Source organism: Streptomyces sp. NPDC038200 (assembly GCF_055600785.1).
In genome coordinates, this window is sequence record NZ_JBVJYH010000006.1 from 13,049 (window position 1) to 26,321 (window position 13,273).

Here is a 13,273-nt window from a genome sequence, read left to right on the forward strand (position 1 = left end):
ACCCCCAGCCCACCGGCCCCCTCCCCGGCCCGCACTCCCGGACCAGGGCCCACCGCAACTCCCCAGGGGCGCGGGGAACTGCGCGACCAGCCACCGCGGGCCCGCAGCCACACACGGACCGGCGCCACCCCCACGGCACGCGGGAGCGACAACCCCCAGCCCACCGGCCCCCTCCCCGGCCCGCACTCCCGGACCAGGGCCCACCGCAACTCCCCAGGGGCGCGGGGAACTGCGCGACCAGCCACCACCGGCCCGCAGCCACACACGGACCGGCGCCACCCCCACGGCGCACGGGGCGACAGCCCACCGGTCCCCTCCCCGGAGGGGAACCGGTCAGGCGCCGGAGGCCAGCGCGCTTCTTCGCGGCTGGATGCCGGACGGCACCGCGCGGGAGCGGGTCGGGGTGCCCGACCAGCACGTGCCCCGGCGGGCCAGGAGGCGGCGGAGCCAGAGTTCGAGGGAGATGAGGTCGGCCAGCCCGTCCAGCGGCAGGGGGTCGCCCGCCGCGGCGGCGCGGAGGGCCTTGCGGACGACGCGGGCCTCCACCAGGCCGGCGTCGGCCAGCAGGGGCGTGGCGAACAGATCCTGGAGGGGGTCGGCCGCCAGCCGCAGGCCCGCGCGCGCGGCCGCCGCCGTCGAGGCGTGGGAGGGGGCGCCCCAGCCGGGCGGGAGGTCGGTGACGCCGGCGCCCTCCAGAACCGTGCGGAGGATGGCGGCGCGGGCGCCGGGCTGGACGCGCAGGGCCTCGGGGAGGTCACGGCAGGCGCGGACGACCTGGTTGTCGAGGAACGGCGCGTGCAGGCGCTGGGAGCGGACCTCCGCGGCCTGCTCCAGCACGCGCAGGTCGGCGGCGTGCCGGGCGAGTGCCGCCCGCGCGCGGTAGTCGCCGGGGCGCTGCGCGCCGGTTCCCGAGCGGTCCGCCTCCGCCTGCAGCAGAACCGATACTTCAGCCAGTGCCTCCCCCGTCAGCCACCGGGCGGCGGGCCCGGGTCTCGCCCAGGTCAGCGCGGCGAGGGACGCGCCGACCGCTCCCTTGGGCTCGTCGAAGCGGCGCCGCATCAGCCGCTCGGCCAGCACCTCCAGACCCGTCCGGTACGGCGTACGGGCGAGACGCCGGGCAGCGCCGTACACGCGCGCGGGGACCAGCACCGACCCGTCGGCACGGGCGAGGGCGGCGACCGGCCGGACCAGGTGGCGTCGTTTGCGGTCCACCAGGAGATCGGCGAGGCGCGCGGGGTGGGCGTCCAGGACCTGGCGGGCACCGTGGCCGGTGAAGTGGTCGGCGCTGCCGGCGGCGAGCCGCGCCCGGTGCCGGGCCGCCAGCACCAGGGAGGGGCCCGGCTCGTCGGTCAGCGGGCCGTCGAGGTCGGCGTACGGCAGGGTCTCCTCGCCGCCGGTGACCACGACGTGGTGCAGGCGGGGGTTGGCGGCGAGGGCTCCGGCGCGTTCGAGTTCGGCCTCGCGGCCGGCCACGGCCAGGTCGTTGAAGGTGACGGCGAGGAGGCGTTCGCCCGCGCCCGTGCCGTGGCCGAGGAGCGTGCCGGGTCTGCCGGGCAGCCCGGCGGCGAGCAGGGCGAGGGTGCCGGAGGCGGGCCCGCCGGACAGGTCGGCGCCGATGCCGGGAACCGGCATCCCGCGCGCGGCCCGCCGTTCGGCCGGTCCCATGCCGGGCACCGGTCCGGGGTCCAGATCGGGCACGTGCCGGGGCGCCGACAGCCGGGTGCGGACCGCCTCCACGAGGGCGTCCCGTACGGCGTCCACGGCGCGGTCGGGGTCGGCCGGGGGCGCGGCCACGGCGAGGGAGGCCACGGGCTCGTACCCGGCGATCTCGCGCGCCCCGGCGCGCAACACCAGCGCATGCCCCGGCGGAACGCGCCGTACCCCGTCGTACGGGGTGGTGTCGCGCAGCGCGGCCGGCACGTCCGGGGCGGCGAGCAGGGCGGCGAGGTGGGTGAAGTCGAGGTTGGCCTCGACGAGGTCGGCGAGGGGCAGCGCGGCGGTGGCGTAGGCCGTGCCGCCGGCCCAGGGGGTGTGGAACACCGGGCGGGCGCCCGCGAGATCGCCGCAGACGGTGATGCGGCGGCCGGCCTGGACGACGGCCGTGTAGCTGCCGGGCCAGGTGGTCAGATGGCGCACCGCGCCCCCGCGCGCGGTGAACAGACCGCGGCGCAGCTCCTCGTCGCTGGCGCCGCAGATGCCGAGGACGGCGATCCGGTGCTGCGCGTCGGCGTGCACCACGCGCACCTCGTCCGGGCGCCAGTCGCCGACGGCCCACAGCGGATCCGGGTCGCCCCACAGGAGTTGGGAGCCGACCGGGTGCAGGGTCTCGCCGTCGTAGCCGAGAGCGCCCGCGGAGCCGATCCCGGCGACGCCCGCGGCGGTGCTGCTCCAACCCACCAACCACCGCATCGACGCCTCCACAGGCTGTGGACAACCAGTGCACCGTACGAACCGGACCCCATGCTGCCATGAGAGGCACGCCGGAGAGGCGCGGTGGCACCGCCTTCGATCGAGGGAAGTTCGTGTGGCGGGCCTGGGCAGTTGACGGGCGGCCGGGACGGGCGAGGAGGACGCGGTCCCGGCGGACCCCGAAGGGTGCGGCGTGAATGCGCCCCCAATGCGCTCCCCCAAAACGCCCTTCGCGCCCTCAAGTTGCATGGTCGGAGCGGAAAATACCGCGGTGAACGCGGGTCGATTTTCGGCCAATTAAGTGGCGGGGCGCCGGAGGTGAGCACGCTCCGTACAGGCCCGCGGAGCGGCCGCCGGCGCCCGCACGCGCACAGTCCGGGAGGCGGATGTCGCCTCCCGGACCGGTCCGCCACCCGCGGGGATGAAGGCGGCGGTGTCCCCCAGCCCACTGGATCCAGTACAGCGGGCCGACCCACGCAGGTGCCATGGAACCGCTCCCGGGATGGCCGGAGAAGAGCGCACGGACAGGCGCACGGCCACACGCACGGGGGCACGTGGCGACACAGCGTGCACGGTGCGTACAGGGCCGTACTTCCGTACGGACCACAATCCCGCCATCCGGAACAATGCCCCTTAACGCTTGGGATGCGGCGAACTACGCTGGGTTTACGAATGCCGCGTGGTTATGCCAGCGCGACAGCCGTCTGTGTCGAGGGGTGGCGCATGTCCAGGGAGCAACGCGGGCCGAACGAAAAGCTCGGCGCCGTTCTCGCCCTCGCGGGAATCAGCAACGCGGGACTCGCGCGACGCGTCAACGACCTTGGCGCGCAACGCGGGTTGACGCTTCGCTACGACAAGACGTCGGTGGCGCGCTGGGTGTCGAAGGGCATGGTGCCGCAGGGTGCGGCGCCGCACCTCATCGCCGCCGCCATCGGCCAGAAGCTCGGCCGCCCGGTGCCGCTCCACGAGATCGGCCTGGCGGACGCGGACCCCGCGCCCGAAGTGGGTCTCGCCTTCCCCAGAGACGTGGGACAGGCGGTGAAGTCGGCGACGGAGCTGTACCGCCTGGACCTCGCCGGCCGCCGGGCGGGCTCCGGTGGCATCTGGCAGTCCCTCGCCGGGTCGTTCGCAGTGAGCGCATACGCAACGCCCGCCTCACGATGGCTGATAACCCCCGCCGACAGCTCGGTCGCGCGAGAGGCGGGCTCCGTCGAGGAGACCGGCGCACCGATCAAAGTCGGCCACAGCGATGTGCAGAAGCTGCGGGAGGCCGCCGAGGACGCCAGGCGGTGGGACTCCAAGTACGGGGGCGGGGACTGGCGCTCCTCGATGGTGCCGGAGTGTCTGCGGGTGGAGGCGGCTCCGCTGCTGCTCGGCGCCTACTCCGACGAGGTGGGCCGGGCCCTGTTCGGGGCCTCCGCGGAACTCACCCGGCTCGCCGGCTGGATGGCCTTCGACACCGGGCAGCAGGAGGCCGCGCAGCGGTACTACATCCAGGCGCTGCGGCTCGCCCGCGCGGCGGCGGACGTCCCGCTGGGCGGCTACGTGCTCGCCTCCATGTCGTTGCAGGCGACGTATCGCGGCTTCGGGGACGAGGGCGTCGACCTGGCGCAGGCCGCGCTGGAGCGGAACCGGGGGCTGGCGACCGCCCGCACCATGAGCTTCTTCCGGCTGGTCGAGGCACGGGCACACGCGCGTGCGGGGGACGCGCAGGCGGCGGGCGCGGCGCTGAAGGCGGCCGAGAGCTGGCTGGAGCGGTCCAGGGAGGGGGACAACGACCCCTCGTGGCTCGGTTTCTACGGCTATGACCGGTTCGCCGCGGACGCGGCCGAGTGCTACCGGGACCTGAAGGCGCCGCGCCAGGTCCGCCGGTTCACGGAACAGGCCCTGTCGAAGCCGACGGAGGAGTTCGTGCGGTCGCACGGTCTGCGGCTGGTCGTCTCCGCCGTCGCCGAGCTGGAGTCGGGGAATCTCGACGCGGCGTGCGAGCAGGGCGTGCGGGCCGTGGAGGTGGCCGGACGGATCTCCTCGGCCCGGACCACCGAGTACGTGAAGGATCTGCTGCACCGGCTGGAGCCGTACGGGGACGAGCCGCGGGTGGTGGAGCTGCGCGAGAGGGCGCGGCCGCTGCTGATGGCACCGGCATAGGCCGCGCCGCCCCGCGTTTGAAGCCGCTGTCAGTGGCGCAGTGCACTATCGATGGCGGAGGTGGTGCAGGTGCGGGCCGGGGCGTACGACTGTGATGTGCTCGTGATCGGCGGGGGAATCGTCGGGCTGTCGACGGCGTACGCGATCACCCGCGCCGCGCCGGGTACGCGCGTGACCGTGCTGGAGAAGGAGCCCGGGCCGGCCCGGCACCAGACGGGACGCAACAGCGGGGTCATCCACAGCGGGATCTACTACCGCCCGGGTTCGCTCAAGGCGCGGTACGCGGTGCGGGGCGCCGCCGAGATGGTGAAGTTCTGCGCCGAGTACGGCATCGCGCACGCCGTCACCGGCAAGCTGATCGTCGCCACCGAGCGGGAGGAGCTGCCGCGGCTGCACGCGCTCGTGCAGCGGGGCCGGGAGAACGGCATCCCGGTGCGGGAACTGGGCCCCGCGCAGATCGCCGAGTACGAGCCGGAGGTGCGCGGCCTCGCGGCCATACACGTCGGCACGACGGGGGTGTGCGACTTCGTGGGCGTCGCGCGGGAACTGGCGCGGGCGTCCGGGGCGGAGATCCGCTACGGCGCGCGGGTCGTCCGGGCGGACCGCCGGGCGGACCGGGGCGTGGCCGTGCTCACCGCGGCCGGGGACGTGGTCCGCGGCCGGGTGCTGGTGAACTGCGCCGGGCTGTACTGCGACGAGGTGGCCCGGCTGACCGGTGACGAGCCCGGGGTGCGGATCGTGCCGTTCCGCGGGGAGTACTACGAGCTGGCGCGGCCGGAGCTGGTGCGGGGGCTGGTGTATCCGGTACCGGACCCGGCGTTCCCGTTCCTCGGGGTGCATCTGACCCGCGGGATCGACGGGGGCGTGCACATCGGGCCCAACGCGGTGCCGGCGCTGGCCCGTGAGGGGTACGGCTGGGGGATCGTACGGCCCCGGGAGCTGGCCGGGACGGTGGCCTGGCCGGGATCGTGGGCGATCGCGCGGCGGCACTGGCGGTACGGGGCGGGTGAGCTGCACCGCTCGGTGTCGAAGGGGGCGTTCCTGGAGGCCGTGCGCAGGCTGCTGCCCGGCGTGGAGGCCGGGGATCTGGTGCGGGCCCCGGCCGGGGTGCGGGCGCAGGCGGTGCTGCGGGACGGGACGCTGGTGGACGACTTCCTGATCCGGGAGGGGGCCCGGACCGTGCACGTGCTGAACGCGCCCTCGCCCGCGGCCACCGCCTCGCTGCCGATCGGCCGGGAGATCGGGCGCCGGGCGCTGGAGATGCTGGGGGCGCCGGAGTGACCCGTCCGGGCCCGTAAAATTGTGCTCACTGTGTCTGACTCGCTGAACACCCCCGACGCCCCGCCCGCGGCCCCCCACGCCCCCGGTGTCTCCGTCCGGCACACCCGGGCCAAGGGAGAGCCGCGTTTCCCGGACGGGCCCAAGGCCGATCCCGCCGGCTCGCACTTCGAGCGGCGGATCCGGAGCTTCCAGCCGCGGCGGAGCAGGGTGACGGCCGGGCAGGCCGACGCGCTGCAGCGGCTGTGGCCCAAGTGGGGGCTGGACATCGACGGGCAGCAGGTGATCGACCTCGGCGAGCTGTTCGGCAACGCGGGCCCCGTGGTCCTGGAGATCGGGTTCGGGATGGGCGAGGCCACCGCGCAGATGGCCGCGGGCGACCCGGACACCAACATCCTGGCCGTCGACGTGCACACCCCCGGCCAGGGCAACCTGCTGGGTCTCGCCGACCGGAACGGCCTGTCCAACGTCCGCGTGGGCAACGGCGACGCGATCATCCTGCTCCGCGAGATGCTCCGCCCGGACTCGCTGGACGGGCTGCGCGTCTACTTCCCCGACCCCTGGCCCAAGAAGCGGCATCACAAGCGGCGGCTCATCCAGCCCGAGTTCCTGACGCTCGCCGCGACCCGGCTGCGGCCCGGCGCGATCGTGCACTGCGCGACCGACTGGGAGCCGTACGCCGAGCAGATGCTGGACGTGCTCACCGCCCATCCCGCCTTCGAGAACACCCAGGCGGACGGCGGTTTCGCGCCGCGCCCCCAGTTCCGGCCGCTGACCCGTTTCGAGGGTCAGGGACTGGACAAGGGACATGTGGTGAACGATCTGCTGTTCCGCCGCGTACCGCACAGCCAGGACCGATAATCCGCTCCAGCCCCTCGTCGCGTCACCGTTAGGGTCGATGCCGTGGCCACCAGTCCTCCGTTTCCGACGTACCCACCGATCCCCGGCGCCGGCGAGCTCCGCCACCCGCGCTGGTGGCAGCGCAGGTGGGTGCGGTACGGGGCACTGACCACGCTGCTGGCGCTGTCCGGCCTGGTCATCCTCGCGCTGGTGCGGCGGCAGACCGGCACGGAGGGCTTCCTCGTCGGGCTCGGACTGGCCGTGCTGCCCGTGCCCTGGCTGATAGCCGCCTTCCGGTGGCTGGACCGGGTGGAGCCGGGACCCTGGCGGAACCTGATCTTCGCCTTCGCCTGGGGGGCCTGTGCGGCGGCGCTGATAGCCATCGTGGCCAACAGTTTCGCGACCCGGTGGATCGCCACCTCGACCGCGGATCCGGCCGGTGCCGACACCCTCGGCGCCACGGTGATAGCGCCGATCGTGGAGGAGTCCGCCAAGGCCGCCGCCGTGCTGCTGGTGTTCCTCTTCCGCAGACGTGACTTCACCGGGATCGTGGACGGCGTGGTGATAGCGGGGATCACCGCGACCGGCTTCGCGTTCACCGAGAACATCCTCTACCTCGGTACGGCCTTCGGTACCGACCAGCTCACCGGCGACCGCGGCATCGCCTCCGTGACCGCCGCCACCTTCTTCGTGCGCATCGTGATGTCCCCGTTCGCGCACCCCCTGTTCACCGTCCTGACCGGCATCGGATTCGGTGTCGCCGCGCTGTCCGCCGAGCGGCAGCACGTGCGCCGGGTCCTGCTGCCGGTGGGCGGGCTGCTGCTCGCGATGAGCATGCACGCCTTCTGGAACGGCTCCTCCACCTTCGGCCAGTACGGCTTCTTCGCCGTCTACGCCGCCTTCATGGTGCCCGCGTTCGCGGTGCTGACCTGGCTCGCGATCTGGACCCGGCAGCGGGAGCTGCGCACGGTGCGGGAGGAACTGCCGGTGTATGTGCTGGCCGGCTGGCTGGGGCCGGCCGAGCCGTTCGCCCTCGGGTCGATGCGGGCGCGCCGGATGGCCCGGGACTACGCCCGGCACCACCACGGGCGCCAGGCGGCGCGGGAGGTGGCGCGGTACGAGGCGTACGCCACCTCGCTGGCGTTCCTGCGGCACCGGGGGCGCACGGGGAAGGCCGGTGCCGGCTTCGTCGTACGGGAGCGGGAGCTGCTGGACGAGCTGTGGCGGCGCCGCGAGCTGGCCCGCCCGGCCATGGAGTACGCGGCGCGGGCGGCCGCGCCGGTCCGGCCGGTGTACGCGGGTCCGGTGCCCCAGGGGTACGGGTATCCGGCGATGCCGTACCCCGCGTACAACCCGTATCGGACCTAGCCGTACGGGGTGCCGCGGGTTCGGCACCGCCGGATCACGCCGTCACCGCCGGCCGCCGCCGGATCACGCCCCGGCGGGAGCGGTCAGGCCGATGCTTCGGTGAGCCTGCCGAGTTCGGCCTCCGTCAGCCTCAGGTCCGCCAGACCGAGCAGCGCCGGGAGCTGGTCCACCGTCCGCGCCGAGGCGATCGGGGCCGTGATCGTCGGCTGGGCGGCCAGCCAGGCCAGGGCGACCGTGGCGACCGGGGCCTCGTGGGCGGCGGCGATCTCGTCCAGGGCCGCGAGGACCTTCTGGCCGCGCTCGGAGTCCGCGTACTTCTGGGCTCCGCCCGCGCGGGCGCTGTCGACGGTCGTACCGGGCCGGTACTTGCCGGTGAGGAAGCCCGAGGCCAGGGAGAAGTACGGGACGGCGGACAGGCCCTCGCGGGCGGCGAGGTCCTGGAGCGGGCCCTCGTAGGTGTCGCGGGACACCAGGTTGTAGTGCGGCTGGAGGGCGACGTAGCGGGCGAGGCCCTCGCGGTCGGAGAAGTCGAGGGATGCCTTCAGGCGCTCGGCGGTGATGTTGGAGGCGGCGATGTGCCGGACCTTGCCGGCCTTCACCAGCTCGTCCAGCGCGCCGATGATCTCCTCGACCGGCACCTCGGGCTGGTCGAAGTGGGTGTAGTAGAGGTCGATGTAGTCGGTGTCCAGGCGACGCAGGGAGGCGTCGGCGGCGGCCTTGATGGTGGCGGCGGACAGGCCCTGGAAGTCGGGGTGCTGGCTGACCTTGGTGGCGATCACGACATCGGCGCGGTTGCCGCGCGCCTTGACCCACTTGCCGATGATCGTCTCGGACTCGCCGCCCTTGTTGCCCTCGACCCAGGCGGAGTAGGCGTCGGCGGTGTCGATGAAGTTGCCGCCGGCCGCCGTGTAGGCGTCGAGGACGGCGAAGGAGGTCTGTTCGTCGGCGGTCCAGCCGAAGACGTTGCCGCCCAGCGAGAGCGGAAAGACCTCGAGATCGGAAGAGCCGAGTTTGCGAAGTGACGTCATACGTTATGTCAACGCCGGCGGTGGGTGATCGCATCCCGCCGCCGGCGCCGAGTTCCCGCCAAACAGCCCTTCGGGTGGATCAGGGGTTGAGGCCCTTGCCGTGCAGCCACGCCATCGGGTCGATACCGGTGGGCTGGCCGCCGGGGTGGATCTCCAGGTGCAGGTGCGGGCCGGTGACGTTGCCGGTGGCGCCGACACGGCCGATGACGTCGCCGGTGCCGACCTTCTGGCCGACGGAGACGCTGATCGAGGACTGGTGGCAGAACCACAGCTCGGTACCGTCGTCCAGGGTGAGGATCGTGCGGTAACCGTAGGAGCCGGCCCAGCCCGCCTCGGTGATCGTGCCGCTGTGGACGGCCTTGATCAGGGTGCCGGTGGGAGCGGCGAAGTCGAGACCGGTGTGATAGCCGGAGGACCACATCGAGCCGGCCTGGCCGAACGTCGAGGTGATCGTGTACGAGGAGGTGGGCAGCGTGTACTGCTTGGCCAGTTCGGCCCGGCGCTTCTCCTCGGCCGCCTTCTTGGCGTCGGCCTCCGCCTTCTCCTTGGCCTCGGCGGCCTTGGCGGCGGCCTCCTTCTCGGCCTTCGCGGCGGCGGCGGCACTCTGCTTCTCGGCGGCGGCGAGCGCGGCGGCGGTGGCCTTGCTCTCGGCCTGGCCCTGCTGCTGCTCGGCCTGGGCCATGATCCGGTTGCGCAGGGCCTCGCCCGCGTCGCCCTGGTCCTCGTCGTCGACGGCGCTCACGCCGACGCTGCTGAGCGTGGTGGTCGCGGCGGCTTCGGCCGGCTGGGCGTCGGCCGAGCCGTCCTCGAAGAGGGAGCCGACGGAGGGCAGGTCCGGCAGGGAGATGGAGACCGGCGGCTTGCCGGTGTTGGCGCTGGCCATGCCGCCCGCGCCGACGGCCGCCATGACGCCGACGCCGAGGACGGTGGAGCTGCGCGCGAAGCCGCCGCGCTGCTTGGCGACCCGGTGCCGGCCTCGGACCGGGGCGACGGAGTCCTCGGTCGGGTTCCACTCCTCCCACGGGCCCTCTTCGGCGCGATAGGCGCCGTAGCCGAAGGTCTCGGTCTCGCGCTGTGCCGGTATGAACGGGGCTTCGGGGACAGGCCGGTTGGACGCCACGCGGGCGCGCTCCTTTCCTTCCTCCGCCTACCGGGTTAGCTGACGGGTTCGGAGCAGGAAGGTCTCCTACGCGCGTATACCGGTCGTGGACTACACGAGTTCACGACGACATCCGCGTGATTCACCCCAGGGTGGTGGTTCCCCGGTTCCCTTGCGGGATTCGGCGCGTGCGCACGGAGCCGTCTCGGGTGACGGCTGGGACGACCGCGCTGCGTTATCGAACGTTAATAGACCTGCCAGTCACTTTCCAAGCCCGTCCGGCTTGATCATTAACGATTTCGACGGCGGACTTATGGTCCGGCACTCCGCCAAAGCGGGCGAGTCGGCCGGGCTTCGGCAGGGTTCAGCAGTCACTGAGGGTTTTGATGGTGACACGGCCGCGCTGCACTCGGCGCCCGTACGGTCACTTTCGGTGACGTCGACCGGGGCCCGTGGGAACCGATGTGCAGATGACCCCGCGGATGGCGTACAGTAGAGACACAACGACGCGGGGTGGAGCAGCTCGGTAGCTCGCTGGGCTCATAACCCAGAGGTCGCAGGTTCAAATCCTGTCCCCGCTACTGAAGACTCAGGGCCGGAATCCATCGGATTCCGGCCCTGAGTGTTTTCAGCCGAGCAGATGGCCGTTCGGCGCCTTGGCGAGCGCCTCCAGCTCGGGGAGTACGACGACCCGGGCACCCGCGGCGGTCAGGACACCCGTGCCGTCGGCCGCGGTGACGAACGTGTCGGGCTCTCGCCAGGCGGTCACCACCCGGCGCACCCCGGCCCGCAGGATCAGCTCGGCACAGGGCGCGGGCCGGGAGGCGCGGCGGGCGCAGGGCTCCAGGCTGCTGTAGACCGTGGCGCCGGGCAGCCGCGCATCGGCGGGGTCGATCTTCGCCAGGGCGGCCTCCTCGGCGTGGACCACCGGGTCGGCGCCCTCGCGCGAGTGGCCCCGGGCCAGCTCCGTGCCGTCGGCGGCGACCACGACCGCGCCCACGCTGAAGGCCGTCTCCGAGGGCGGGCACAGCTCGGCGAGCGCACAGGCCGTACGCAGCCAGTGGCGGTCGGCGGCGGTGGGGAGCGGGCCGGTGCCGGGAGCGGTGGGCTCGTACCGCATGAGGACGACGTCCTCGATCCGGCGGGTGTCGCGCAGGCGCAGGCGTCCGCCCTGGTAGCCGCCCGGTCCGAACAGGCGCGGGGCGGCGGGGTCACCGACGAGAATCGGGGCGAGGACCAGCTGGAGTTCGTCGGCGAGGCCCTGTCGCAGGAGCTGGGTGTGCACCGTGCCGCCGCCCTCCACCATCAGGCGTTCGACGCCGCGCACGTCGTGCAGATGCTCCAGCAGGGTGCGCCAGTCCAGGGCGGGGCCGAGCGGGACGACGTCGGCGGTGCGCCCGAGGAGGCGGCCGGCGCGTTCGGCACCCCGGTCGGTCGTGTAGACGAGCTTCTCGCCGCCGGTGTGCCAGAAGTTGGCCGCGGGGTCGAGGTCGCCGGAGCCGGTGACGGTGACCTTCAGCGGGTACTCCGGCCTGCCCGCCGCGGCGCGGACCGCACGCCGCTCGGCGGAGTTGACCAGCAGGCGGGGGTTGTCGGCGCGGATCGTGCCGGCCCCGACGAGGATGGCGTCGGCGGAGGCCCGTACCTCGTCGACCCGGTCGAAGTCGGCCGGGCTGGACAGCAGGAGCCGATCGGGGCCGGTGTCGTCCAGGTAGCCGTCGAGGGAGACGGCGGCGGACAGCAGCACGTACGGCAGGGGCATCGGCGCCCTTTCTTCCGGAGGCGGGGGTGGGGGAACGGACGGCACAACTTGGTTCAAGTTTGAAACAAACTTACACTGGCGGCATGACGACCCGCTGGCTCACCCCCGAGGAGCAGCGCGCCTGGCGCGCCTACATCGCCGCCTCCCGCCTCCTGGAGGACGCGATCGACCGGCAGCTCCAGCAGGAGGGCGGCATGCCACACCTGTTCTACTCGGTGCTGGCGAACCTCTCCGACGCCCCCGACCGGCGGCTGCGCATGACCGATCTCGCCGAGACCCTGAAGATCACGCGCAGCCGGCTGACGTACGCGGTGACCCGGCTGGAGCGGGACGGCCTGGTGCGCCGGGAGAACTGCCGCCGGGACAGGCGCAGCTCGCTGGCGGTGCTGACGGACGAGGGGACGGCCGTACTGGAGCGTACGGCACCCGGGCACGTCGAGACCGTGCGCGCCCTGCTCTTCGACCGGATCACCCCGGAGCAGGTCCGGCAGCTGGAGGAGATCTGCACCGGGATCGCGCGCGGGCTCCAGGGGGACGACGAGGGCGCGGGTGCCGCGACGGAGGACGTGCCGTGGCGCCGGCGGTCGACGCCCTGCCAGGGCTCGACACCCGACTGACAGTTGATTCAACTTTGAAGCATGGGATAGGGTCACGGGCCTGCATGTGCTTCAAATATGAAGCACATGACTCGGCACCGAACCCGGAGACCCCGCATGCCCGACTTCCCCGCCGCCACCCCGCGCGTCCGCGTCCGGGTACCGCTGCGTTTCGCCGACGGCTACGGCGCCGACGCGGAACTCGTCACCTTCCACGGCCTCACCGACGGCCGGGAGCACCTCGCCGTCGTCCTCGGCGAGCCCGGGCCGGTCCCGCTGGTGCGCCTGCACTCCGAGTGCCTGACCGGCGACGTCTTCGGGTCGGCCCGCTGCGACTGCGGCCCGCAGCTGCGCGAGGCGGTCGAGCGCATCGCCGACCGCGGCGGCGTCCTGCTCTACCTGCGCCAGGAGGGGCGGGGCATCGGCCTCTACAACAAGCTCGACGCCTACGCCCTCCAGGACGAGGGGCTCGACACCTACGAGGCGAACGCCGCCCTGGGCCTCCCGGAGGACGCCCGCGACTACACGGCCGCCGCGCAGATGCTCGCCGCCCTCGGCGTCACGGAACTGGACCTGCTCTCCAACAACCCCGACAAGGCCGCCCAGTTGCGCTCGCTGGGCGTCACCGTGCGGGACCGGGTGCCGACGGGCGTCTTCACCACGGACCACAACGTCCGCTACCTGCGGGCCAAGGTGCTCCAGACCCAGCACACGCTCCCGCTGGCCGAGCTGACGGCGGGCTAGC

General features: G+C 73.3%; 10 protein-coding genes, 1 tRNA gene and 1 riboswitch. Of the genes, 7 read left to right on the forward strand and 4 right to left on the reverse strand.

The window, feature by feature from the left end; all coding sequences use genetic code 11:
* Positions 1 to 333: 333 nt before the first annotated feature.
* Positions 334 to 2,409 (reverse strand): asparagine synthase-related protein, encoded by a 2,076-nt coding sequence (locus ACZ7KF_RS14435; RefSeq protein WP_471073448.1) that lies wholly within the window; start codon positions 2,407 to 2,409, stop codon positions 334 to 336.
* 723 nt (positions 2,410 to 3,132) lie between these two features.
* On the opposite strand from ACZ7KF_RS14435, the gene ACZ7KF_RS14440 reads away from it, so the two are divergent.
* The 4 genes from ACZ7KF_RS14440 to ACZ7KF_RS14455 are packed head-to-tail and all read left to right on the forward strand — an operon-like array spanning position 3,133 to position 8,043.
* Positions 3,133 to 4,557 carry an MFS transporter gene (locus ACZ7KF_RS14440; RefSeq protein WP_471073451.1) on the forward strand — a complete coding sequence of 475 codons (1,425 nt, stop codon included), beginning with the start codon at positions 3,133 to 3,135 and terminating at the stop codon, positions 4,555 to 4,557.
* 60 nt (positions 4,558 to 4,617) lie between these two features.
* Entirely contained in the window at positions 4,618 to 5,838 is a 1,221-nt protein-coding gene (lhgO, locus tag ACZ7KF_RS14445) for an L-2-hydroxyglutarate oxidase (RefSeq protein ID WP_471074451.1), read from the forward strand.
* 30 nt (positions 5,839 to 5,868) lie between these two features.
* Positions 5,869 to 6,696, forward strand: a complete 828-nt coding sequence (trmB, locus tag ACZ7KF_RS14450; protein WP_471073454.1) for a tRNA (guanosine(46)-N7)-methyltransferase TrmB — start codon at positions 5,869 to 5,871, stop codon at positions 6,694 to 6,696.
* A gap of 42 nt (positions 6,697 to 6,738) precedes the next feature.
* Positions 6,739 to 8,043: a PrsW family intramembrane metalloprotease gene (locus tag ACZ7KF_RS14455; RefSeq protein WP_471073457.1), complete on the forward strand. Its 1,305-nt coding sequence runs from the start codon at positions 6,739 to 6,741 to the stop codon at positions 8,041 to 8,043.
* Positions 8,044 to 8,126: 83 nt separating this feature from the next.
* Here the strand turns inward: ACZ7KF_RS14455 and ACZ7KF_RS14460 are convergent, their stop codons facing one another.
* Both ACZ7KF_RS14460 and ACZ7KF_RS14465 read right to left on the reverse strand, forming a co-directional pair.
* Positions 8,127 to 9,071: an aldo/keto reductase gene (locus tag ACZ7KF_RS14460; protein WP_471073460.1), complete on the reverse strand. Its 945-nt coding sequence runs from the start codon at positions 9,069 to 9,071 to the stop codon at positions 8,127 to 8,129.
* A gap of 79 nt (positions 9,072 to 9,150) precedes the next feature.
* Positions 9,151 to 10,191: a M23 family metallopeptidase gene (locus ACZ7KF_RS14465; RefSeq protein WP_471073463.1), complete on the reverse strand. Its 1,041-nt coding sequence runs from the start codon at positions 10,189 to 10,191 to the stop codon at positions 9,151 to 9,153.
* A 9-nt stretch (positions 10,192 to 10,200) separates the two neighbouring features.
* Positions 10,201 to 10,367, reverse strand: a riboswitch (cyclic di-AMP (ydaO/yuaA leader).
* A 310-nt stretch (positions 10,368 to 10,677) separates the two neighbouring features.
* Here ACZ7KF_RS14465 and ACZ7KF_RS14470 point away from each other — a divergent pair.
* Positions 10,678 to 10,751 (forward strand) — tRNA-Met (locus ACZ7KF_RS14470).
* Positions 10,752 to 10,798: 47 nt separating this feature from the next.
* Here the strand turns inward: ACZ7KF_RS14470 and ACZ7KF_RS14475 are convergent.
* Positions 10,799 to 11,932, reverse strand: coding sequence for a dihydrofolate reductase family protein (locus ACZ7KF_RS14475; RefSeq protein WP_471073466.1), 1,134 nt, complete (start codon positions 11,930 to 11,932; stop codon positions 10,799 to 10,801).
* A gap of 83 nt (positions 11,933 to 12,015) precedes the next feature.
* On the opposite strand from ACZ7KF_RS14475, the gene ACZ7KF_RS14480 reads away from it, so the two are divergent.
* Positions 12,016 to 12,549, forward strand: a complete 534-nt coding sequence (locus tag ACZ7KF_RS14480; RefSeq protein ID WP_471073469.1) for a MarR family winged helix-turn-helix transcriptional regulator — start codon at positions 12,016 to 12,018, stop codon at positions 12,547 to 12,549.
* Positions 12,550 to 12,645: 96 nt separating this feature from the next.
* The gene (locus ACZ7KF_RS14485) at positions 12,646 to 13,272 is read left to right on the forward strand and encodes a GTP cyclohydrolase II (RefSeq protein WP_471073472.1); all 627 of its coding nucleotides are present in this window, start codon (positions 12,646 to 12,648) and stop codon (positions 13,270 to 13,272) included.
* The last annotated feature ends 1 nt before the right edge of the window (position 13,273 follow it).

Bases quoted from the DNA above. Each gene is read 5' to 3' on its own strand.
- ACZ7KF_RS14485 (WP_471073472.1), top strand. From the start codon at position 12,646: ATGCCCGACTTCCCCGCCGCCACCCCGCGCGTCCGCGTCCGGGTACCG.
- ACZ7KF_RS14440 (WP_471073451.1), top strand. From the start codon at position 3,133: ATGTCCAGGGAGCAACGCGGGCCGAACGAAAAGCTCGGCGCCGTTCTC.
- ACZ7KF_RS14460 (WP_471073460.1), bottom strand. From the start codon at position 9,071: ATGACGTCACTTCGCAAACTCGGCTCTTCCGATCTCGAGGTCTTTCCG.
- ACZ7KF_RS14435 (WP_471073448.1), bottom strand. From the start codon at position 2,409: ATGCGGTGGTTGGTGGGTTGGAGCAGCACCGCCGCGGGCGTCGCCGGG.
- ACZ7KF_RS14480 (WP_471073469.1), top strand. From the start codon at position 12,016: ATGACGACCCGCTGGCTCACCCCCGAGGAGCAGCGCGCCTGGCGCGCC.
- ACZ7KF_RS14475 (WP_471073466.1), bottom strand. From the start codon at position 11,932: ATGCCCCTGCCGTACGTGCTGCTGTCCGCCGCCGTCTCCCTCGACGGC.